This is a genomic window from Algoriphagus sp. A40, from assembly GCF_002002735.1.
Taxonomy (GTDB): Bacteria; Bacteroidota; Bacteroidia; order Cytophagales; family Cyclobacteriaceae; genus Algoriphagus.
The window spans coordinates 350,825-373,714 of record NZ_MUNY01000072.1 but is presented as its reverse complement, the minus strand read 5'-3'; the positions used below and the strand labels follow the sequence as shown (position 1 = coordinate 373,714).

24 protein-coding genes are annotated in these 22,890 nt (G+C 43.8%); 5 read left to right on the top strand and 19 right to left on the bottom strand.

From position 1 onward, the window contains the following. Positions 1-2: 2 nt before the first annotated feature. Complete coding sequence (gene tatC, locus B0E43_RS19185; protein ID WP_077352766.1) at positions 3-857, bottom strand: twin-arginine translocase subunit TatC; 855 nt, start codon at positions 855-857, stop codon at positions 3-5. Positions 858-873: 16 nt separating this feature from the next. After that, positions 874-2,142 (bottom strand): serine hydroxymethyltransferase, encoded by a 1,269-nt coding sequence (glyA, locus tag B0E43_RS19180; protein ID WP_077352907.1) that lies wholly within the window; start codon positions 2,140-2,142, stop codon positions 874-876. A gap of 309 nt (positions 2,143-2,451) precedes the next feature. Between glyA and B0E43_RS19175 the strand changes: the two genes are divergently transcribed. Next, entirely contained in the window at positions 2,452-2,826 is a 375-nt protein-coding gene (locus B0E43_RS19175) for a UDP-glucuronosyltransferase (protein WP_077352764.1), read from the top strand. Here the strand turns inward: B0E43_RS19175 and B0E43_RS19170 are convergent. After that, complete coding sequence (locus B0E43_RS19170; RefSeq protein WP_077352762.1) at positions 2,823-3,050, bottom strand: hypothetical protein; 228 nt, start codon at positions 3,048-3,050, stop codon at positions 2,823-2,825. The genes B0E43_RS19175 and B0E43_RS19170 overlap by 4 nt on opposite strands. A 105-nt stretch (positions 3,051-3,155) precedes the next feature. Here B0E43_RS19170 and B0E43_RS19165 point away from each other — a divergent pair, with 105 nt between their 5' ends. Beyond that, on the top strand, positions 3,156-4,064 hold the full coding sequence (locus B0E43_RS19165) for an AEC family transporter (RefSeq protein ID WP_077352760.1): 909 nt from the start codon (positions 3,156-3,158) through the stop codon (positions 4,062-4,064). Here B0E43_RS19165 and B0E43_RS19160 read toward each other — a convergent pair whose 3' ends face one another. From B0E43_RS19160 to B0E43_RS19110, 11 genes are all read right to left on the bottom strand, one after another. Beyond that, positions 4,065-4,868 (bottom strand): inositol monophosphatase family protein, encoded by an 804-nt coding sequence (locus tag B0E43_RS19160; RefSeq protein WP_077352758.1) that lies wholly within the window; start codon positions 4,866-4,868, stop codon positions 4,065-4,067. A 130-nt stretch (positions 4,869-4,998) separates the two neighbouring features. Further along, complete coding sequence (rsmI, locus tag B0E43_RS19155) at positions 4,999-5,745, bottom strand: 16S rRNA (cytidine(1402)-2'-O)-methyltransferase (RefSeq protein ID WP_077352756.1); 747 nt, start codon at positions 5,743-5,745, stop codon at positions 4,999-5,001. Continuing rightward, on the bottom strand, positions 5,742-5,975 hold the full coding sequence (locus B0E43_RS19150) for a 4a-hydroxytetrahydrobiopterin dehydratase (RefSeq protein WP_077352754.1): 234 nt from the start codon (positions 5,973-5,975) through the stop codon (positions 5,742-5,744). The genes rsmI and B0E43_RS19150 overlap by 4 nt, the downstream gene beginning before the upstream one ends. Before the next feature lie 13 nt (positions 5,976-5,988). Beyond that, positions 5,989-6,255, bottom strand: coding sequence for a DUF493 domain-containing protein (locus B0E43_RS19145; RefSeq protein ID WP_077352752.1), 267 nt, complete (start codon positions 6,253-6,255; stop codon positions 5,989-5,991). Positions 6,256-6,342: 87 nt separating this feature from the next. Continuing rightward, on the bottom strand, positions 6,343-8,451 hold the full coding sequence (locus B0E43_RS19140) for a SurA N-terminal domain-containing protein (protein WP_077352750.1): 2,109 nt from the start codon (positions 8,449-8,451) through the stop codon (positions 6,343-6,345). An 84-nt stretch (positions 8,452-8,535) separates the two neighbouring features. Further along, positions 8,536-9,819 carry a hemolysin family protein gene (locus B0E43_RS19135; protein ID WP_077352748.1) on the bottom strand — a complete coding sequence of 428 codons (1,284 nt, stop codon included), beginning with the start codon at positions 9,817-9,819 and terminating at the stop codon, positions 8,536-8,538. Positions 9,820-9,821: 2 nt separating this feature from the next. After that, positions 9,822-10,034 carry a hypothetical protein gene (locus B0E43_RS19130; RefSeq protein WP_077352746.1) on the bottom strand — a complete coding sequence of 71 codons (213 nt, stop codon included), beginning with the start codon at positions 10,032-10,034 and terminating at the stop codon, positions 9,822-9,824. A gap of 17 nt (positions 10,035-10,051) precedes the next feature. Next, positions 10,052-10,594, bottom strand: coding sequence for an LPS export ABC transporter periplasmic protein LptC (lptC, locus tag B0E43_RS19125; RefSeq protein WP_077352744.1), 543 nt, complete (start codon positions 10,592-10,594; stop codon positions 10,052-10,054). An 89-nt stretch (positions 10,595-10,683) separates the two neighbouring features. Then, complete coding sequence (locus tag B0E43_RS19120; protein WP_077352742.1) at positions 10,684-11,985, bottom strand: lipopolysaccharide assembly protein LapB; 1,302 nt, start codon at positions 11,983-11,985, stop codon at positions 10,684-10,686. A gap of 92 nt (positions 11,986-12,077) precedes the next feature. Beyond that, complete coding sequence (locus B0E43_RS19115; protein WP_077352740.1) at positions 12,078-13,361, bottom strand: hypothetical protein; 1,284 nt, start codon at positions 13,359-13,361, stop codon at positions 12,078-12,080. Then, positions 13,351-14,067, bottom strand: a complete 717-nt coding sequence (locus B0E43_RS19110) for a type III pantothenate kinase (RefSeq protein ID WP_077352738.1) — start codon at positions 14,065-14,067, stop codon at positions 13,351-13,353. The genes B0E43_RS19115 and B0E43_RS19110 overlap by 11 nt, the downstream gene beginning before the upstream one ends. A gap of 92 nt (positions 14,068-14,159) precedes the next feature. Here B0E43_RS19110 and B0E43_RS19105 point away from each other — a divergent pair, with 92 nt between their 5' ends. The 3 genes from B0E43_RS19105 to B0E43_RS19095 all read left to right on the top strand — a co-directional run bounded on the left by B0E43_RS19105 (position 14,160) and on the right by B0E43_RS19095 (position 18,234). Next, positions 14,160-15,233, top strand: a complete 1,074-nt coding sequence (locus B0E43_RS19105) for an anhydro-N-acetylmuramic acid kinase (protein ID WP_077352736.1) — start codon at positions 14,160-14,162, stop codon at positions 15,231-15,233. 74 nt (positions 15,234-15,307) lie between these two features. Continuing rightward, positions 15,308-16,534 (top strand): Glu/Leu/Phe/Val dehydrogenase dimerization domain-containing protein, encoded by a 1,227-nt coding sequence (locus B0E43_RS19100; RefSeq protein WP_077352734.1) that lies wholly within the window; start codon positions 15,308-15,310, stop codon positions 16,532-16,534. 179 nt (positions 16,535-16,713) lie between these two features. Continuing rightward, positions 16,714-18,234 carry a sodium:proton antiporter gene (locus B0E43_RS19095; protein ID WP_077352732.1) on the top strand — a complete coding sequence of 507 codons (1,521 nt, stop codon included), beginning with the start codon at positions 16,714-16,716 and terminating at the stop codon, positions 18,232-18,234. On the opposite strand, the gene B0E43_RS19090 is transcribed toward B0E43_RS19095, so the two are convergent. From B0E43_RS19090 to B0E43_RS19070, 5 genes are all read right to left on the bottom strand, one after another. Continuing rightward, positions 18,231-18,812: a DNA-3-methyladenine glycosylase I gene (locus tag B0E43_RS19090; protein ID WP_077352730.1), complete on the bottom strand. Its 582-nt coding sequence runs from the start codon at positions 18,810-18,812 to the stop codon at positions 18,231-18,233. The genes B0E43_RS19095 and B0E43_RS19090 overlap by 4 nt on opposite strands. 130 nt (positions 18,813-18,942) lie before the next feature. After that, positions 18,943-19,680, bottom strand: coding sequence for a shikimate dehydrogenase (locus B0E43_RS19085; protein WP_077352728.1), 738 nt, complete (start codon positions 19,678-19,680; stop codon positions 18,943-18,945). Continuing rightward, on the bottom strand, positions 19,680-20,612 hold the full coding sequence (locus tag B0E43_RS19080) for a DUF368 domain-containing protein (RefSeq protein WP_077352726.1): 933 nt from the start codon (positions 20,610-20,612) through the stop codon (positions 19,680-19,682). Before B0E43_RS19080 ends, B0E43_RS19085 begins: the two co-directional genes overlap by 1 nt. A gap of 52 nt (positions 20,613-20,664) precedes the next feature. After that, entirely contained in the window at positions 20,665-21,435 is a 771-nt protein-coding gene (locus B0E43_RS19075; RefSeq protein ID WP_077352724.1) for a phosphosulfolactate synthase, read from the bottom strand. A gap of 10 nt (positions 21,436-21,445) precedes the next feature. Next, on the bottom strand, positions 21,446-22,867 hold the full coding sequence (locus B0E43_RS19070) for a tetratricopeptide repeat protein (protein ID WP_077352722.1): 1,422 nt from the start codon (positions 22,865-22,867) through the stop codon (positions 21,446-21,448). Between the last annotated feature and the right edge of the window lie 23 nt (positions 22,868-22,890).

Sequence of the window (22,890 nt, the reverse complement as noted above, 5' to 3'; positions counted from 1 at the left end):
TTTTAATCTTCTTCAGGATGATTCTTTTTATACTCGGCTTCAGCCAGTGCTCTTTTCTTTTCCAATTGCTTGGCGATAATAATCCCTACCTCATACAAAACCAAGATCGGCATTGCAATCAGAAGTTGTGAGACGACATCCGGCGGAGTAATAATGGCCGAAACAATCAAAATCACCACAATGGAATGTCTTCTGTAGGACTTGAGCATTTTGGAAGTTACCAAGCCTGACATGGCAAGGAAATAAACCACCACCGGAAGCTGAAACATGATCGCAGATGCCAGTACAAGCATCGTCAATGTCGTCACATAAGAGGTAATGTCAAATTCATTTAGGATGGTTGGATCCAGCTGGTAATTCGCGAGGAAGTTTATCGATAGCGGAGAAAGAACATAATAGCCAAAAGCCGCTCCCGACAAAAAGAGGAAACTAACAAAGAAAACTGCTCCTCGGGCTGCGTTTTTCTCCTTGATATACAATCCAGGACTGATGAATCTCCAGATTTCCCAGAATACATAAGGAAAAGCAACTACGAATCCAACGACTATACTGGAGGTCATGTGCATAGAAAACTGACCAGTCATTTGTCTGCTTTGAATCGTAAACGGAAGCTCATCTATGCAAAGGGCTGATATTCCCAGGTAATTCCCGAGATCACAAAGCACTCTGTAGGTAATGAAGTCAACCTTGGAAGGACCAAGAATGATCACTCCGAATACGATATCTTTTGCCAAAAAGGCAATAATGGTCAGAATTAGAATCGCCGCAATGGATCGGAGCAAATGAAAGCGCAAGGCTTCCAAATGGTCCAAAAACGACATTCCTTCCTCTTCCTCTTGAATTTGATCTAGGGCCACGGTGGGAATTCAATAATTAGTACAAGGGAAATTGAACCATCCAGGCATTGACTTCAGCCTTGATTTTGGCAAGTTCTGCCTCATCGGAATGGTTGAGCAGAGCACGGTCGATCAAAGAAACGATTTTTCGCATATCGTCTTCTTTCAATCCGCGGGTAGTCACTGCAGCAGTCCCAATTCGCATACCTGAGGTCACAAAAGGTGACTTGGTGTCGAAAGGAACCATGTTTTTATTGATCGTGATGTCCACCTTTCCGAGCGTTTCCTCGGCAAGTTTTCCAGTCAGGTCTTTGTTTCGAAGGTCGATCAGCATCAGGTGGTTGTCTGTTCCTCCAGAAATAATCTGGTAGCCAAGACTTACGAACTCATCTGCCATAATGGATGCATTCTTTTTCACCTGAACCACATAATGCATGTAATCATCAGAAAGAGCTTCTTCAAAAGCAATCGCTTTTGCAGCAATGATATGCTCCAAAGGTCCCCCTTGAGTACCTGGGAAAACGCCCATATCCAATAGAGAAGACATTTTTCTCAATTCTCCTTTTGGAGTGGTCAAGCCCCAAGGATTGTCGAAATCCTCTCTCATCATAATCAAACCACCTCTTGGACCTCTGAGGGTCTTGTGGGTAGTAGTTGTCACAATATGGCAATGCTCCAGCGGATCATTCAACAGTCCTCGTGCGATCAATCCCGACGGGTGTGAAATGTCTGCAAGCAAAATCGCTCCTACTTCGTCGGCGATCTCTCTCAGTCTTTCGTAATCCCAATCTCTGGAATAAGCAGAAGCTCCGCAGATGATCATTTTAGGCATTACAGCCAAAGCCTTTTCTTCGACTTTGTCATAATCGATCATACCCGTGGCTTCCTCCACTCCATAGAAATTTGCCTGGTAAAGTTTCCCTGAGAAATTCACCGGAGAACCGTGAGTAAGGTGACCACCGTGAGAAAGGTCAAATCCCAAAATTGGATCGCCAGGCTTGAGGCAAGCGAGCATTACAGCTGCATTTGCCTGAGCACCGGAGTGGGGCTGGACATTGGCCCAAGTGGCTCCAAAAAGTCTTTTTGCCCGATCGATTGCGATTTGCTCGATTTCATCCACCACTTCGCAGCCGCCATAATAGCGCTTGCCTGGTAGACCTTCTGCATATTTGTTTGTCAGGACGCTGCCGGCAGCTTCCATCACTTGTTTACTTGTGAAGTTTTCGGAGGCGATCAGCTCGATGCCTCTTTTTTGTCTGTCTTCTTCTCTTGCAATGAGGTCGAAAACAAGCGAATCTCTTTTCATAATCAGGGGTTTGAAAGCAAAGAAATAGTACCGGAAGCAATCCGGCCGTTTGGAAAACGAGCCCAAAAATAACCCTAAAGTCCTTATAATCCAATGTGGAAAAGAAGATGGAAAGTGGTAAGATGTTAAAGATGTAGAGGAAATAAAAAGAGACTGGTAAAAAGATTGATTTCCTGATATTTAAGCCCACAATATTGAGTACAAATCCACTTACCCTGAAATAGGGTCATGGAGGGGTAATCGGAAAAATTCCGCCTATTATTGCAAATTATTGGGAAATAGGCAGACCGCACTTCGTAATTTTACTACATGTTTGATTTCAAATTCCAACCCAAGACTTATTTCAGTGAAGAATCCACTTCTGGACTCTTGGTACGGCTACACTATCCCGAAAGTACCTGGGGAGAACAAATCAGCATTTATGCCCATCATCTGGAAGGGAAAATCCAGTTTGAAGCGGTGGATTTTTATGGGAATGAATATTTGCTTTATCCTTCCTCCACCTGGGAGCCACTCTCTTTTGAGGATATGATTTTCCTGATCGAGGGAATGCAAGTCAATCAGGATGGGTTGGAAGGAAATATCGAACTGGTGCTGGATGGAATTCCTGAGGCTGAAAGTGAATTTTATCCCCAGCTAAAAAAGTTTTTCAGTGAAAAAAGAAAAAGTTTCGGCTTGGATTAAAAATCCAACAAGGCATGCCGCTTTCCCGAAATTTGCTGGCTTTTGAACCAATATTCGTAGGTATCAAAATCAAGGCAATCACTCAGCTCAATTCCCTGAAAAAGGATTTTCTTAAGGCAATTTACCGGAAGGAAGGATTTGAGGGTACGGGCCTGGTCGGCGGTAAGCTGTGAAAGTTGGATCCATTTTTCACCCTCAATAAAAATCGGTATAAGTTTAGTCATAAGAATCGTCTTGCTTCGACACAAAAGTATGCTGATATTCAGGACCATACAATAGGGCAGAATTATTTTTATGTTAATTAAAAATAAGTTTCAACATATTCGGGAATGACAGGAGTAATCATCGCCGCAGGCTGTCTTTTTTTGGGACTTATCCTTCAAAAAATCCCCGGATTTCAAATTAATACTGCCACTGGTTGGGTTCAGGCCTACTTGATCAATATTGTACTTCCAGCATTGGCGCTCCTGTATATTCCGGAGATCAAGCCTTCCTGGGGTTTATTGCTACCGATTTCATCTGCTTGGTTTACCTTTTTGCTATCCTGGATCTTGTTTGGTTTTCTGGGGAAAAAATTCAACTGGGGCAAAAACACGACCGGTTGCCTGATTATTGTTTCTGGACTCGCTAACACTTCTTTCCTAGGATTCCCGGTCATCGAAGGGCTTTATGGCAAGGAAGGATTACCCACAGCCCTCTTGATTGATCAGGGCGGTTCATTTCTGATTGTTTCCTCGCTTTCAATCCTGGTGGGTTCACTTTATGGAAATCACAGTGAAAGCCTGGCAAAAGTCCCATTGAAAATCCTCAAATTCCCTCCTTTTGGCTTTCTAGTGGGAACCTTGTTCATGAGTATTCTCGATTTAAAAACTCCCGAACTCCTTATTCCAATACTTCAGTTGATCGGAAAAACCATGCCTCCAATGGCCCTTTTAGCCATCGGATTAAAATTTTCCGTCGATATGGATTCGCTTGCTTCGCGGTTTTTTTGGTATGGTCTGGGATATAGACTCATTTTGGCACCAGCGTTAGTTTGGTTGATTTACAGGAACTTCCTTCCCCAAGATTCTTTGAATCTAAAAGTCACGGTTTTGGAAAGTGGCATGGCGCCCATGATCACTGGATCGATCGTTGCCATGCAATTTGGCCTGCAGCCCAAGTTGGCTACCCTACTTTCTGGCTTAGGAATGCCATTATCAGCAGGCAGTCTGGTGATTTGGTATTATCTGCTGGGATAATCAGCCCCAAAATTCATCCAGAACGGCAAGAAATTCTCCATGGATATTCCCATTGCTGGCGACGATTTTTCTTCCGAAAATAAAATCTTTTCCTCCGGCAAAGTCAGTGACCATTCCCCCTGCTTCCTGCACAATCAAAGTTCCTGCAGCGACATCATAGGAATTGAGGTTGTATTCAAAAAACCCTTCTGTCCTTCCCGAAGCGACATAACAAAGATCCACAGCAGCAGAACCCAATCTCCTTAGGCCGTGCGTTTTTTGCATCAGGGACTTCATCGAATTGAGATACCGGTCGATCAACTCAAAATTATAGTAGGGAAATCCGGTAGCTATCAAAGAAGCAGAAAGGTCCGGTGCGGCACTTACTTTAATTCTGGTATCGTTGCAAAAAGCCCCTCCACCTTTCATTGCGTAAAAACATTCGTGGCGATTGACCTCATACACCACACCCAATATGACCTCATCCCTTTCCATCAAAGCAATGCTTACTGCATAAACCGGAATTCCATGGATAAAATTAGTGGTCCCATCCAATGGATCAATTACCCAGTTGAAGATCTCAGCCTGTGTGGAATTGGTTCCTTCCTCGGTGATAAATCCGGCCTCGGGAAGAATCTTCTCCAGCTTTTCGACGATCAGCCGTTCGGCCTCTTTGTCCACGTAGGAGACTAAGTCATTGAATCCTTTGTGTTCGACTTTTTCTACATCAAAATGTTGTCTTTCTTTTCGAATAAAGGAGCCCACTTGTTTTGCTACTTCTTGGGTTTCTTCTAAAAGCGCACTCAGTTGGTCTGGGGTAAGCATGGATAGGTAATGTTAATGGTTAATGGTTAATGGTTAATGGTTAATGGTTAATGGTTAATGGTTAATGGTTAATGGTTAATGGTTAAAAAAGTACGAATTACGAAATTAGAAGTACGAGGCAAAAGAACCTCTAGTCTGAGGTGTTCCATTTTTCCTTCCTCGATGCCTGCCTTTCCTCCCGGGTCTCTTTCTTTTCGGGCTTTCCAGCCACCACCAGGACGATTTCTCCCTTTAGGAGATTAGTCTCGTAGTAAGAGATCAGCTCGGCAAGTGTACCCCTGACATTTTCCTCATGCAACTTTGACAATTCCCGTGAGACACAAGCCTGGCGGTCGGAGCCGAATGCTTCTGACAATTGATCCAACGTCTTGATCAGTCGGTGTGGAGATTCGTAGAAAATGAGCGTCCTGACTTCTTCCACAAGGGAATCAATCCGGGTCTTTCTTCCCTTTTTGTGAGGCAAAAAGCCTTCGAAAACAAATCGGTCATTTGGCAATCCACTATTTACCAAAGCAGGGACAAATGCAGTTGGGCCAGGAAGGCATTGAACCTCCAATCCTGAAGCCAAGACCTCTCTCACGAGCAAAAAACCCGGATCGGAGATTGCGGGTGTTCCGGCATCACTGATCAGCGCAAAAACTTCCCCCATTTTCATCCGGTCGACCAACTTTTCCACAGCTTTGTGCTCATTGAAAATATGGTAACTCTGTAGCGGTCTGGTAATCTCCAGGTGCTTCAGCAAAATCCCGCTGGTCCGTGTATCTTCGGCAAGGATGACATCGACCGTCTTCAGAATTTCAATTGCCCGGAGCGTAATGTCTTTGAGATTACCGATAGGCGTAGGAACCAGAAAAAGACTGATTGGTGATTCACTCATGCCACTATTTTATCAATTGCTCTGGCCATTTTATGATCCCTTTCGGTGACTGTATTTCCCGCGTCATGGGTCGTCAATTCGATTTCTACTGTATTGTACACATTAGACCAATTCGGATGGTGGTTGTGCTTTTCAGCCAAAAAGGCCACCCGAGTCATAAATGCAAATGCCTCCTGAAAATCTGAAAATTTGAAGGTCTTTTTGAGTCTGTTGTTTTCTTCTACCCACATGTCATTTGAGGAATTAAAATGAGATCACACCTTCTATTTCAGAAGCCTGCTCGTAAATTTCGATAATCTGATCCGCACTGTCCATCATTACCTGAATAGTCGTGCTGATATATTTTCCACCCGAACTCGGCTTGAGAACAATTTCATTTTTTGGAAATAAGATACTGATTTCATTTTCCCTTCCCATAGGCACAATGAATTTGAACATATAAAGCATAGGAAACTGGCCTGCCGACTCCAGCTTTTCTTTGAATGCAGCTTTATCAAACTTCTTTTCCATAAGTAAACTTACTTCTTTCTATTCAGAGTTTAAATCAAAAAAAAACCCACGTCTTTCGACATGGGTTCCTTTTTGAGAAAGTATTTTTTAATAGTATTTGTATCTGTAGTCTTTGACATCAGCCAAATCCTGAAGAGCCATCATGATCTGGTAGGTCATTCTCTGAGAGCCGGACATGCTCAACTGAGCTTGGTAAGAGGTATAATCTCCGATTTCAGTGCCCGGAGTCAGGTTGTTCAATCTTGCTACGACTACTCCGATATCTTCCTGCACCGGCTTGGTGATTTGTCCTGAAGCCTGAAGTCCGAAGATCGATCCGATTGCCTTAGGAGCAAATCCAATTCCAGGGATCACAGAAGCGTTTAATCTCAAATCAGGGATTTCGTTGATAGCTGCATCTGCAAAGACTGCCTTCATTTCTTCCAAGGTGGTCTTACCTGCCAATTTCTCAGAGATCATGGCTGCTTTTTTATCATTGCGAACCTGCTGCTCAACTTGCTCTCTTACGTCTTCCAGTTTTGCCTCGCCTTCCTCTTTTCTGCTGACCAAAGTAGCCACCACATAGGAATTGTTCAGCTCATACACTTCTGAAACTTCCCCAACAGAACCTTCACCAAAAGCCCAAATGATTACTTCCCGGGCATTCTGAAGGTTGTTAAGGTTTCTGGAAGTTGCATCTACATTATTTGCCTGAAGAATTCTAAAGCCCTTTTCGGTTGCATTCTCAGTAAACTCATTTCTGTTTCCACTTTCTGCAGCAAAAGCATCTGCATTTCTGAAGGCGTCATTTCTGGTTGCGTCTGATGCCACCAATTCAAGTTCCAAAACGGAAAGCTTGGTATAAGTTGAATTTGGAAGTTCTGTTACCTCGATGATGTGGTAACCATATTCCGTTTCAACCACATTAGGCAAAAGTCCGGTTGAATTTGCAGCGTAGGTAGCATTGGCAAATGGCTCTACGAAATCTGCTTTGGCAAACCAGCCCAAGTCTCCGCCATTTTGAGCGGTGCCGTCCTGTCCGTACTGGGCTGCAGCAGCTGCAAAGTTTCCGTTGGCTTTGATGTCAGCCAATACAGTTTCTGCTTGAGTTTTTACTGCAGCTTTTCCCGCATCATCCATTCCTTCAGTACTGAAGAGGATATGAGAAGCTCTCATTTTTGGAGTGCCTTCGTATTGGTCAGAGACTTTGTAAGTAACATAGCTGGAATTTGCGGTAACGAATGGGCCATAAGTCTGACCTTCTACTACTTCACCCACATTTGTGGTTAGGCTAGTCGGCAACTGGTCGCCTGGACCAAAGGTGAAAAACGGAGACTGAACCTCAGAATTCTGACTGACGAAAACAGAATCGCTAACAGAAGTTCTAAGTCCCTCTGTCAATTCATTGATTCTGGAGATCACTTCCGCAGAATCCTGTCCGCTAGGCAAAATGCTGAAAGAAACATATTCCAGGTTTGCAGTATTTCCAACTTTGAATTTTTCCTGGTTTTTGCTCAGATAAGCTGAAAGCTCACTGTCTTCAATTTTAACATCCCCATCAGGAATTACATAATAAGGAATGTAAAGAATTGAGGCATCTGCGATAGTGTTTGCAGCTTTGTGCTCCAGTTTTGCCTCAGCAGTAGTGGCATACTCAGAAGTAGCCAGAAGATTGTCGTATTTGATTCTCAATCTGGATTGTGCAAACAATTGCTCTTGCTGAGCCCAAGCTGCCTGCTGTGCAGGATCTGCAGTCTCCAAGGTCTGAAGGAAAGAAATCAGCTGATTCTTGTCAAACTGACCTGTCTGTGGATTTACCAACTGCGCTCTCAGCTCAGGAACGATATTTTTTCCCTGAACCATATCGACCAATTCTTCATTGGAGACGGTCAAGCCGAGCTTTTCATATTCCTCATCAAATACTCTCTCCACGATCAAGGCCTGCCAGGCTTGCTCTCTTACTGATACCATTTCTGGTTCGGAGGCAACACGACCGCTTCTTTGTTGAAACATTGCTTTGAATTCTTCCACTTTCAGGGAATATTCTTCAAGCGTGATTTCCTCACCTGCAATTTCCCCAACGATATTTTGATTGGAATTGAGAAGGGAGGAGTTTGGACTCAAGAGGTCCCCACCTAGGAGGAATAAAATCAACCCGCCGGCAATTACACCGATTGCGAGACCTGTCCGCTGTCTTATTTGCTTAATTAACGCCATTATTGATACTACGCTTTTTAGAAGTGTCGCAAAATAATAGCATTGGGGGCGAAATTCAAAATTTCCCCCAGAACAAAGTCAGACCTAGAAATTCTCTGATTCGTTGATTTTCAGTCGAACAGTCTCAATCCGGTGTGCTTCTTTGGACATTATGGTGAAGGTATATTTCCCAAAACTCACGTGTTCACCCTTGTTGGGGAGGTTTTCGGTCAGGGACAAAATCAGTCCTGATAGGGTCTCAAAGTCCCCATAGGGCAAATCCCATCCGTATTTGTCGTTGAGGTAATCGATTTCGTGGCGGGCACTCAGCAGATATTCATCTTCGGAAATTTTTTGCTCGACCAAATCGTCATTGTCATATTCATCATCGATTTCTCCGAATATTTCCTCAATAATATCTTCCATAGAAACAATCCCACTCGTCCCTCCAAACTCATCCACCACCAAGGCGAGACTTTTTCTCTCTTGGATGAACTGAATCAAAACTTCATTTGCCAAGGCTGATTCAGGGGCGATGATGATGGGTGTCAGAATTTCCTCAATCGTTTTGGGCTTTCGGAAAAGCTCCAGTTGGTGGCAATACCCAATCACCTCATCGATGGTCTCCCGATAGACAATAACTTTGGAGTGGCCGCTTTCCTGAAACACGGCCTTCAGGTCAGCAATGCTGTCCTCCACCTCAACAGCCACAATGTCTGTTCTGGGAATCATACATTCCCGGATTCTTACGGTTTTGAACTCGATGGCATTGTCAAAAATCTTGGAATCAATTTCCATTTTTTTCTGGTTGACATTTGCCTGCCGAAAATGCTCTTTGATGAAGGAGTTGAGATCTGTTATTGTAAATGCTGGTTTTTCCTCATTATAATCCAATCGGAGGATTTTGGTGATAAATAACCTGGAAAGACTGACAATCAGCCATACGATTGGATACATCAGGTAGTATATCCCAAAAAACGGAAGCGCAAAAATGGTCAGCATGTTGTTGGGATTCAACATGAAAAAGCTTTTGGGAAGAAACTCTCCTGTAATCAATACTAAAAAAGTAGATATGACAGTCTGTGAAACCAAAATTACGGCCTCATTATTCATAGGCTCCGGCAGAAGGTCTCTCAAGGGCTGATCCAACAGAAAGGCCATGAACGTACCATATAGCACCAGCATGATGGTATTTCCGATCAGGGTCGTGCCAATAAATTGACCCGGTTTTTGGACAAATTTACTGAGAATCTTGCCGGTCAATAATCCCTGTTTGTTCTGAAGCTCGATTTGAAGCTTATTGGAAGAGATATAGGCGATCTCCATCCCTGAAAACAGCGCTGAAAAAACCAGGGTTACAATGACATAAAACAAATAATTGGAATCCATCTTTAGGGTTTTTTCTTCTTTTTGGGTTTGGTTGGAGGTGATTTTTCAGCTTCGTCAATGGCTTTGTTTCGCCTAAGTTGAAACCAAAATAACAAACCCACGGCTAACATAAACAAGAAGTAGGAATTTTCGATCCCTGCAGTAAGACTCTGATGGATCCCGATTACGCCCAGGGCTAAAGCCAAGGAAAGGATCAAAACATCTCCTAATTTCATGTGATTATTCTTAGATTTTAAATGCCTTCGCCAGGCAATAGGGTCCGACTATCTCTTACCTTCTTTAGTTTATAATTGGAAAAACTGTCATCTGCTTCCATTCCAGTACCGTTGAAAAGCGTCTGTTTTTCCTGAATAGTCACAAACTTTTCTGTATAAATCTTCTTTTGGGCTTGGTTCCAAAAGATTTCCTCAGTTTGAAGTCTTTGGTCTTTTAAGAGGTTTTTAATTTGGACATTTCCTTCACCACGGTAGAGATTGTCATTTTTCAAAAAATAACCGCGATCAGCAACCATGGTAGTTTCCAGGATTCCATCTTCGGTGAAGAACTTGATTTCAATCCCCTCAGGAAATTCAAGATTGCCATTCTGAAATTCAAGTTGGCGTGCAGCAGTAATTTCGGAACGCACGATGGCAGAATCGCTGTGAATGATGAAGATTTTTGTCGCGGAATTGATGGGTCCATCGTAGACTTTGAGGGCTTCAGGATCGACACTTTCCCTGCAGGAAAAGAAAAATGATCCTAAAAGAATCAAGAGTATGTAAAATGGATTCTTCATTTTGGTTCAAAGATAGTTGATAGGAATTAAACCGAGCAAACGAAAAAAGGCAGCCCGATGGACTGCCTTTTTAATAAGTCTTAAGAAAATTAATCCCTTGTCGCCAAGGTAACACTCTCACCTACCCAACAGCCAGTGCTGATAGAGGATCCCACCTGAAGACCTTCAGTAAACAGCTCTTCTTTAGAAGGAAATCTGGATCTTGCGCTTCCCATTCCTTTGGAATCTCCAGCTCTCTGGTAAGCATTGTATGCCGCAATGAATACGGAGTAATCTTTTGCACGGCTATCACCGCCTCGGCAATCGTTGAAGGAGGACATATACAAGTCACCGATCAGTCCATAGGCCGATGCAGTCAATGCCGGATCCAAACCTGCTGCTTCTTTAGCGAAAGTTCTAGCCTGAGCTTTTCTTCCTGCCTGAGTGTGAACTTTGGCCAATTCCATGTGAATTTCTGCTTTTTGAGTATTGTTTTCGGCCAAAGTCAAGGCTTTCTCCAATACCGGCTGAGCCTTTTCGAAATCACCTGCAGACATATACCTCATGGCTCTCACCTGAGAAGTGGCAAAAGTTGGGTTCTTAGAGTCAATAAGCTCCAAAGCAGCAAGGAAAGAATTGGAAGAATAACACTTATACTGTACAGAATACTTGAAGATCTGGCTAGCAAGCTCCTCATTTGTTGGATCAGCTGCCAGTTTGGGACCCATGGTATTTTCGATAAAGTCACAATCAATCAACTCCATGTTTACCAAAATAGTCTCCAAAGTCGATTTAGAGGAAGTCACGTCCTTGCCTTCAGCCGCTGCTTTGTCGAGAAGTGAGTTGGCCTTGTCATAGATTGCGAGAACTTGCTCAGGGGTGTAGGCTTTGTTGTAGGCATTGTTGCGGTATACCAAATCGAAATATGCCGCGACCAACTGGTGGTTGATCGTTCCGTTGAGTTCGATTGCTTTTTCAAAGTCAGCGATTACGCCGGGAATTCTGGTTTTGTCGCCTTTGAAAAACTGATAACCGAAATACGCTTTGTTTTCGATCCACTTTGGGGCATTGTTGAAAAGCGCACCTCTTTTCTCATAGATCGCCATGACACTGTCTTGGTAGACTAATTTTTGAGTCGCATCGGCTGTCTTGTCTGCAGCGCCTTTGTAAACGGATACCCCATTGATATAAAGTGACTCGTTCAGTTCAGGCGTGTTTACCAATAGCCAGTTCAAAGGTTTGGTAGCCTCCACAAACTGCTCGGACTTCATGTAGTCCACATAGGCCGCATTCAATTCTCTTGCCTTTGCTTCCTGTGCAGCGTCAGCTGGCCAGTTCCAGCCATCCTGTGCCTGAACCAACCCTGAGAGCAGCAAGGCTCCCAATCCAAGAAGTGTTGATTTAATTTTCATATTCAGTAAGGTTTATTTCGATTGCTTTGGTTTGATTCCGATTAGTTAATGCAAGTATTGCGCCTTGTTTTGTTTCTTAATCTTAAAATTTGTTATTCAAATACTCTCTTGTAGAACCAGCTGTTGTCGTTGAGTGAGAAACCAAGAGTGAAATTTACATAGTTTTCTTTGATCAGCCCATTGTCCAAGGTTCCTCTTCTTCCTGCTTTAAAGGCCATATTGATCAGTGACAACTGATTTACCGGAATTGAAGCTCCCAATGTAAAACCAATATCATCGATATTGGTTTGATTCAGGTAATAGGGAGTTTGCATCCATTCTATTCCAAATCGATAGGTACCTCTTAGGAGCAAGTTGTCAAAGTTGAGATAGTCTGGTACAATCTGGAATCCCAATCCCACTTTTCTGGAAGCCTGAAGATCAAGCTGCTCGCCAAAAAAGTTCTCGTATTGGGTAAAATCCTGAAACTGTCCCTCAAGCCCAAGAGCAAATTTATTCATTTTCTCATATGTCAAACCAAATCCAAACCGATCTGGGATGTAGATACTTCCCTTCACGTCATTGGCTATAAGGTCTCCGTCTGATTCCGGGTCGCTAGCTTGGCCAATCCCCGCCAGTTTTGCAAATCCGGTTCCATTAACGTTGCCTAATTTCTGATAAATGGCACCAAAGTGAATATTTCCTTTGTCAGAAGCCTTGACCATGTAATGAATACCGGTCTTAAAACCGACATCGGAGACAGTCAATCTTTCATAATATTCCGATGGGCTACCGATGGTAACCCCTTCCTCGTCCGAAATGAGCAATTGGTTTGACCGGATGGTGGATCCGAATAGATAAGATCCGTGAAAGCCGATACTGAGGTTTTTAGCAAGAAGATACCCAAAGTTGAGGTAGGCTTCAGAAATCCCGCCGTCACCCCGTAGGAAATTGTTTGCCTTCAGATCCGAATTGGTTACTTCACTTTCGATCCTTAGCCTATAGTTGACGCTGGTAATTTGTCCCAAACCCATTCCGGAAGTGAATTTGCCAGATTTGACTGGGAAAGAAAGTGCAATGTAAGAAAGGCCGCCACCATCCACTTTGGAGGTTTCGGTACCATTGTCCACATTGATCTTTTTGTAATTCAAGGCTGCCTGAAAGTTAAAAATGGTATTGCGGGTGGTAAGGGCCGGGTTGACATTATTCGCATGCCATCCAGTAGCGTAACTGATCCCTGATCCGGCCATTCCTTGGTTTTGAGTGAGGCCGGAGTAATTGAACTCTCCGATGCCCAAAGCACTATAAGTAGAGGAGCTGGTCTGTGCACTTACCTCTGTAATTAATAAAAGGGCGCAAAGCGCACCCACCGATTTCAACCAGTTTTTACTCGACATTGTGGTTTAGTATACAATTCAATCCATGCAGGACTAAATTTGGGACTACAAATATGTGGTCTTTTGCCAATGATTCAAAAGATTGAGAATCACCCCCGCAGATATAAACCTTAATTTCAGGAATTTTAAGACGATAGGCTTCGATTTGGCCTACCATTTCATATTCGACTCCATACCAGATTCCGGCCTGCATACAGGAAACTGTTGAATCACCGGTAGGATTGGAGGGTTTTTGGGTTATTTCTACTATGGGAAGCCGTGCTGTAAAGGAATTCATCGCCTGGGAGCGCATTTTCAACCCTGGACTGATAGCCCCGCCTCTATAGACCGCTAGCTCATCCACGAACTCGAAAGTAATACAACTTCCCAGATCTATGGCAAGGACCGGTTTTTTTCCCGCCAAATGCCAAGCTCCTATCGCCGCAGCGATGCGATCCAAGCCCAGGGTTTTTGGAGTGGCATAGCCGTTCACCAGAGGCAATTGCATGCTATGGGTGAGAAAGTGGAACCGGAATGGAATGGCTACAGCCAATTCCTCTTGGGAATATCTGACCGAACTGACCAGACAGGATTCAAATTCCATGGTTTTCCAGAAAGAAAGGGCCGAATCCATTTCCTCAAAGGAATGATCACCGATCAGTTCATTCTTTTCAAAAATTGCCGACTTAATCCTGGTATTACCAATGTCTATGACCAGATTCCTCATAAGTCGTGCAAATTAGACATTATTAAAAAAGGGACTTTTCCTGGCATTAATTTTATCTTTGATCAGCTTCTCCACTTAACAATCTTTAACCCATGAGTCAGGAAAAATACAGTTTGATCGGATTGATGTCCGGAACTTCAGGCGATGGACTTGATTTGGCCTATGTCCATTTTGAACATCAGATGGAATGGAGTTTTGAAATTGTCCTGGCAAAAACTTTCCCATTTCCTCAGGATTTGGGGAAAAAACTCTCGGAGGCTCATCTGAAATCCGGGCTTGAACTATCCCAACTGGATGTGGATTTTGGAAAATGGATGGGTGAGCAAGTCAGGGATTTTTGCAAGGAATTTGAAATTAAACCGATGGCAGTGGCTTCCCATGGACACACCATTTTTCACCAGCCCAAAAAAGGTCTAAGTCTGCAAATCGGAAACGGTTGGGCACTTTATGCAGCTTCGGGTGAGCGTGTCATCAATGATTTCCGGATGTTGGATGTTCAACTTGGGGGACAGGGGGCGCCATTGGTTCCCATCGGGGATAAGTTGCTTTTTCCAAATATTGACTTTTGCATCAATTTGGGTGGTATAGCCAACATTTCCATGGAAAAAGACGGCAACCGGATAGCTTTCGACTGTAGTCCTTTTAATCTCCTACTCAACCGAGAAGCCAATAAATTGGGCAAATCTTATGATGAGGGAGGAGAAATCGCACGCACGGGGGAGATTAATCTTACGATGTTTGAAGCCCTGAACGAATTGCCTTTTTATTCTGAGAAATCTGCAAAATCTCTGGGAAGAGAGGACATGGAAAATGATTTTCTGCCATTGATCGATAAGTTCCGTCTAAGTCCGGCAGACAACCTGAGTACCTTGGTGGAGCATTATGCCTTTCAGATGGGCAATGTGATCAGATCTTTTTCCCAAAAGGAATCTCCCCTGGTCCTGATAACAGGCGGAGGAGCTTATAACGCCTATTTTGTTGAGCGGCTGGATCATTATCTGGAAAGAAAATGGCGGCATTTTGAAGCCAATTCTGAATTGATTGAATTCAAGGAAGCCCTGATTTTTGCATTTTTGGGCGTTTTGCGGCTCCGGGGGGAAAATAATTGCCTGGCATCAGTGACAGGAGCCTCACGGGACAATTGCGGAGGAACAGTCTTTGGCTGACAGGTCATCTCAAGCTAGCTGAGTACTGAATCGTAATTTTTCTATTTTTGGGCCCAATATAAACCCAAAATAAAATGCAGGACCTTCTAGAGAAATTTGAAAACAAAAAACCGGAAATCGTATTCGAGTGGAGTGATTCAGAAACCGAAGCCGAAGGCTGGGTAGTGATCAATTCCCTTCGGGGTGGAGCTGCCGGAGGCGGAACCCGCATGCGAAAAGGCCTGGACAAAAGAGAAGTGGAGTCCCTAGCCAAAACAATGGAAGTCAAATTCACTGTGTCCGGCCCTGCAATTGGAGGAGCCAAATCCGGGATCAATTTTGACCCGGCAGATCCTAGAAAAGCCGGAGTCCTGGAGCGATGGTACAAGGCAGTAATGCCCCTTCTCAAAAATTATTACGGAACCGGCGGAGACCTGAATGTGGACGAAATTCATGAGGTAATCCCGATCACAGAAGCCTATGGCCTTTGGCATCCCCAAGAAGGCATCGTCAACGGGCATTTTCATGCCAATGAGCCCCAAAAAATCCGAAAGATCGGTCAACTTAGACAAGGGGTTTCCAAAGTGCTGGAAGATCCCAAATTCACCCCCAACGGATCAAAAAAATACACTGTGGCAGATATGATTACAGGCTATGGCGTCGCCGAGGCGGTATGTCATTTCTATTCGATCTGGGGCGGTGACATCCGGGAAAAGCGGGCTATCATCCAAGGCTGGGGAAATGTCGGTGCCGCTGCGGCCTGTTTTTTGGCAGTGGAAGGAGTGAAAATCGTCGGAATTATCGACCGGGACGGAGGATTGATCAAGGAAGATGGGTTTGATCTGGATGAAATCCGGGAGCTGTTCTTGAAAAGAGAGGGCAACAAACTTGTGGCAGAAAATCTGATTCCCTATGATGAAATCAACAGTAGGATTTGGAATCTTAAAAGTGAAATCTTCATACCGGCAGCGGCCTCCCGACTGATTACCCAGGATCAGGTATCCAGAATGGTTGCGTCCGGTTTGGAGGTAATCTCCTGTGGGGCAAACGTGCCCTTTGCTGATTCCGAAATTTTCTTCGGACCGACCGGTGTCTGGGCAGACGAAAAAATCGCTGTGATTCCCGATTTTATTGCCAACTGTGGCATGGCTCGGGTATTTGCTTACCTGATGAGTGACGGAGCAGAAGTTACAGATCAGGCGATTTTCTCGGATGTTTCTAAAACTATCAAAAAAGCGATGAAAAGGACCTTTTCAGAAAATCCTGAAAAAACCAAACTGGCTCAAATCTCCTTTAAAATAGCTTTGACACAACTCGTGTAAAAGGATACCAGAAGATTCAAGTCCTGAGTTAATTTTTCATGAATTCCGGTTCTAGTACTTGTAGTAGTTGGACAGTATCCATCAAAATCAGTAGTTTAGTGAACTGCTTTCATCCCATTGACCAGATTATAATTTGCCTAAATTTCCGGAAAGCAAACCCAAGATTTCAAATCGACCAAATGAAGAAATATCTTATAAGTCTATCCATATTTTTCGGAATATTATTTTTTGGCTTAATTGGACCGACTGATTCCTATGCATTTTCTGCAGATACTTCGGTAGAATTAATTGCTCAAGCTGACTCTGACCAAGGTCAGGTAGATCCAGCAATTGCAGAAATCCATGCCGATGAAGAAGTCCATCATTCCGCTCCGGCATGGTTGGTTATTCCTTTTGTCACATTGCTTTTGATGATTGCAACAGGACCGCTGTTTTATGAGCACTTCTGGCATCACAATTATCCAAAAGTAGCCATCGGTTTTTCTCTATTAGTCGTACTTTATTACCTGTTTGTATTGGACAATGTCCATGCACCGGTGCATGCCCTTGCAGAGTATATCCAGTTTATCTCCTTATTGACCTGCTTATTTGTTGCGTCAGGGGGTATTTTGATCGAAATAGATAAGAAAGCGACCCCATTGGCAAATGTATCCTTGCTTTTGATTGGGGCAGTTGTCTCCAACCTAATTGGTACTACCGGCGCTTCCATGCTTTTGATCCGGCCATTTATCCGATTGAACAAAGGAAACATCCAGGCTTACCATGTGGTTTTCTTTATTCTGATGGTCAGCAATGTCGGAGGTTCTTTGACTCCAATCGGAGACCCGCCACTGTTTTTGGGATTCTTGAAAGGAGTGCCTTTCTTCTGGACTATTGAACACAACTGGCCTGCTTGGGCATTAGCCTTGGCACTTCTAGCCTTGGTATTTTACTTCCTGGACAGGAAATTCGGAAAGGCTAATGAAGATGAATACACGGAAGAAATCATCTATACGAATAAGTTTACCCTTATCGGTGTAAAAAACTTTGGTTGGTTAGCGATCATTATTGCTGCGGTGTTTCTGGATCCAAATGTGATTGAAGGCGTGCCTGCCATCGTTTATGACGGTCAAAAATTTTCCTTTCTGAGAGAAATCATTATGCTTTCGGTGGCCTTCTTTTCATACAAATTTGCCGACAAAAGAGCCATCAAGGGAAATGAATTCAATTTTGAACCCATCCGTGAGGTAGCCTTTATTTTCGTTGGGATTTTTGGCACCATGATGCCGGCATTGGAACTGGTCGGCAATTTTGCAAAATCTCCGGAAGGTGCCGAAATGATCACCGTAAATACCCTTTACTGGGGAACCGGGACACTATCGGCGGTTTTGGACAATGCTCCGACCTACCTCAACTTCCTGGCTGCTGCCATGGCTTCTGAGGGAGCCAATATCAACAGTATTGCGGAGGTGAGAGAGTTTGCCGACAACTCGATGAACGATACGGACACTACTTTCCAGCTGGCAGCCATAGCCATAGCCTCGGTTTTCTTTGGTGCAATGACTTATATCGGAAACGGTCCAAACTTCATGGTAAAATCCATCGCTGAGCAAAGTGGCGTAAAAATGCCTTCCTTCTTTGGCTACATCATCCGGTTTACACTACCCATCCTCCTTCCGATTTTGTTTCTGGTTTGGCTGGTGTTCTTTGCTTTTGTCTAAAGTTTTACCTGCTCATGTCTGAAGCACTCCACCAAGTGGTCGTTGACCAAACCCGTGGCCTGCATGTGGGCATAGATGGTCGTGCTGCCTAGAAATTTGAAGCCACGCTTCTTGAGATCCTTGGCTAAAAGATCGGATTCGGGAGTTGTTGCCTTAGCTTCACCCAATGTTCGCAGCGATTTCTGGATGGGTTTTCCCCCAACAAATCCCCAGATGTAATTTGAGAAAGACCCAAATTCCTGCTGCACTTCCATAAAGCAGCGGGCATTGTTGATGGCGGCTTTAATTTTTAGTGTATTTCGGATGATTCCAGGATCTTGAAGTAATTCCTGGACATAGCTTTCCGGAAATTCCGCAACGATCTTGTAGTCAAAATCAGCAAATGCTTTCCGGTATCCTTCTCTTTTCTTCAAAATAGTAGCCCAGCTCAAACCTGCCTGAGCGCTTTCCAAGATTAAAAATTCGAAGTGAATCCGGTCGTCATAGACGGGCACTCCCCATTCGGTGTCGTGGTAGGCGACATATTCGGGAAAGCCCAGACACCAGGGGCAACGGACGATTTCGGGAGATTTTTCCATAGCTGAAAAATCACAAATATTCCATCAGGAAGCAATGAGCAATAGATCAATAGAAGATAATTGTCATATTTCTGAAGGCAAGGACTTTTCGGTCCAGATGATTAGTCCTCCTCGATTTCATAGAATTAATTTAAGAATTCCAGATCGTCCAAGCTGCTTCGGCTTGGAGTACCAGCATGTCCATGCCGTTTTTTGCTTTTCCTCCTTTTTCCAAGCAGGCTTTCATCAGCATTGTCTCTGCCGGATTGTAAACCAGGTCATAAACGCGATGGGATTCATTGAGCATTTCTACCGGAATCTCAGGCATTTCCTCGGTTTTCGGGAAAGTTCCAAGTGGAGTAGTGTTGATGATCAGACGGTATTTTTTTAGAAAATCCGGCTCATTTGCCAATTCAGAATAAGAAATCTGATTTTCGCCTTTACTCCTCGACACAGCGAGAAATTCCACTCCCAAATCACGCAACGCAACTTTTACAGCCTTGGATGCCCCACCAGTTCCCAACACCAACGCATTGGGAAGGATATCTCCGAGCCAACTTGTCAGAGAATTTTTAAACCCGATGTAATCTGTATTAAACCCCCTTCGCTTTCCGTCACGGATTTGGATGCAATTTACAGCGCCGATTTCAGCACAGGCTAGATCAAGTTCGTCCAGAAATGGAATTACTTCCTGCTTATAGGGGATCGTCACAGACATTCCTTCCAGATCGGGATTTTCAGCCAAAACCTTTTCAAAGTCTCCGATTTGGGGAATTTCATAAAGGTCAAACTGACAATCCCAGATAGACTCTTTTTCAAACTTTGCTGAAAAGTATTTCTTGGAGAAAGAATGGGTCAGGGGATACCCGATCAAGCCGAATTTTCTCATCATTTCAAAAGCTTAGCAGCCAACCATTCGATAAAGAGAACCAAGAAGATGCCGAAGGCAAATGCCAAAAATGCCGAAAGAATCAGCGGCTCCTTGCCAACCAGTTCCAAATAATCTCCCGGTAAAATATTTTCATCCAAAAAGGGTTTTTGTTCTCCATCTGAAGAAGTTCTCCAAGCTGTGACTATTTTCCAAGGCCAAAGCTCATTGACCGAACCCAGCATAAAGCCTGAAAGTAACCCAATAGTAGCAGAGTGGTATTTCCTTAAAAGCCAAGAAACAACTCTGCTGAACGAAAGAATACCCACTGCACACCCGGCAGCAAAAACAAACAGCTTCAGGAAATTGCGCTCATTTACAGCCTGCAGGATCGGTTCATATTGGCCCATGATCAGGAGAATAAAGCTTCCGCTGATTCCCGGAAGAATCATCGCACAGATGGCAATAGCCCCTGACACAAAAGTGAACCAAATCGCATTGGGTGTGGTCGTGGGTGGCAAATTGGTCACCCAATAGGCAATTCCAGTACCTATCAAAACAGCCAAAATCACCCCCAGATGCCACCTTTTGATTTCTTTCAAAATCAAAAATGCACTGATCAATATCAGCCCAGTAAAAAAGGACCATAAGGGAATAGGGTGGTCACTCATCAGGTAAGTGATCAGGTTTGATAGCGCAAAAATACTGGTCAGAATTCCCAAAAGCAGACTGAGCAAAAAAGATCCATTGACTGCTTTGTAAAATGATTTCACTTCGAATTTTCCCAAAAGCTTGAGATTCTCCAGTGAAAATGAATTAATACTGTTGAGCAGCTCCTGGTAAATACCGGCTATCAGGGCAATTGATCCTCCCGATACACCCGGAACTATATCTGCGGCTCCCATTGCCATTCCTTTGAGGTAGGTCAGGGCGTATTTTTTGATTGAATTCATAAAGAAAAAGGCTGACCGATGAATCGATCAGCCTGCTAAAGTTAGGATTTTATTAAAGCTTGATTTCTCCCAGGAAATGATCGAAGGTATCCCCTCTGAGTCCCAAGCGGATTGTTTCCAAAGGAATAACCTCTGAAGGGCTGATATTTCCGAGATTGACATTGGCACCGAGCAGTTTGATAAACCAAACTTGCTGGGATTTCTGAGGTGCTTCCCAGATGATTCTTTCCTCAGGTACCTGAGTTAAAATTTCTTCAACCAGTCCTTGACGTACCTCACCTGAATCTCGAAACAAGCCGACATTTCCTCCTTCGCGTGCTTCTCCGATTACTTTCCAAGCCCCTGCAGCGAGTTCTGTTTGCATTTGCTCGATCCACTTATAAGGAGGGATGATTTTGGCGGCATCTTTAGAACCCACTTCGGAAAGAACCGTCACCTGCTGGGCAAGGGTGGAGATGTATTCACACTTTTTGTCGTGATTCAATGAAATCGATCCATCGGAAACCTCGGCAAATTCCAATTCATACTTGTCAAGTACTCTTCGGTAGTCTTCAAATTGTCCCCTGACAATAAAGGCTTCAAAAAGTGTCCCTCCCAAATAAACCGGGATTCCGGCTGCCTTGTAAACAGCTAACTTTTCATTGAGATGTTTGGTAACATAAGAAGTAGCCCAACCCAGCTTGACGATGTCAACATAATCTGAGCAGCTATCTACAAAATCTTCGGTTTCCCGAAGGCTAAGACCTTTGTCCATAGCCATAGTAAATCCCGTGGTACGTGGCTTCTCAGTCCGTACAGGAATATTCTTCAGCACATAATTCATTTGCCAGGTTTTAAAGTTTAGAGCTGGGATGGTCATCCCGGTATTGGGCGATGATCTTGTAGATGGCCTTTTGTTGTTTCAGCTCCGGCATCAATTCGTACAAGATGGTATGCCTATCAAAGTCCAAAGTTAATGCATTTTCCAAATAAGAAAACGCCTCCTTGTATTTGCCCATCTTCACGAGGTAAACAACCATGCGATAATATAGCTCAGGTTCTTCAGGGGCTTCTTCTATCCCTTCCCGTACGACATCAATGGCTTCTTCAAATCGGTTTTGCTCAAAGTAAATCACAGAGAGATTGACATAAGTCTCCATAATGCCGGGTTCAAGATTGATTGCTTCCTCATAAGCTTCCGAGGCTGCCTGCATATTTCCCAGATTGAATTCAGCATCTGCAAGTCCCACCCAGTAATTTGCATTGTCCTTATTGAGATTGAGCGCTTTTTTGAAATAGTGGATCGCTTCGAAAAACTTTTCCTTTTTCAGCATACACATTCCCAGTCCAAACCAGGCATCATCGTATTCTTCATCCAGCTTTGCTGATTTCTTAAAATATTTGAAAGCCTCGTCTATCTTGCCCAATTTCTCATAGGCCGCACCCATATAGCAGCAGTTTTCGGCATTTACACCTTCACAGTTGATCGTGTTTTGGTAAGCCTCCAATGCCGCTTCATATTGGTGGGTATTCATCAGGGAGTTTCCCATGTTGAAATATGCCGAGGCAAAAGCATCATCAATGATCAAGGCATATTCATAGGCTGAAATCGCATCTTCAAATCGCCCGAGTCGATTATAGACCACTCCTAGATTGTACCATGCACCGGCTGAATAAGGATCTTGATCAATGAATTCCTGATAAAACTCCAGGATTTCGTCAAAGGAGCCTTCTTCCTCCGTGATCATTGCCAGTTGAAACAATGCATCTTCGTGGTTGATCCGGTTTTTTACCGCCTCTTTGAAATAGTCACTGGCTTTGGCATTGTCACCCTTGGCGCGGTAGAGATTTCCCAGGGAATAAAAAACTTCTGCTTTGTCTTCCGCCATCGGCAAATAATTTTCCAGCAGTTCAATTCCTTCCTGATGGTTCCCTGCCAGAATCTGGGCGTTGGCCAGGGCCAATACGATATCCTCATTGTTTGGCGAGAGGTTGTTCAGATTTTCCAAAATACCCAAACCCTCATCCAGCTCATCATTGAAGATAAGACATTGAGCTTTGAGCAAGCGGATCTCCACTGAAAAAGGAAACTTTTCCAAGGCAAATTCTGAAGCTCTTAGTGCTTTGAGGAACTTTTGCTGATCGAAGTAAAACCGGATAATATCTTCCAGTTCTTCTTCTTCGAAATAGAGGTCGAGGTTTGATTTCAGGGAATTTTCAAATCGCTCCACGAGCTTTTTATCCTCTTCCCAGTCGTGATCGTGATCTCCGGTCATTCGATGGTGTTATGGTTTATTTA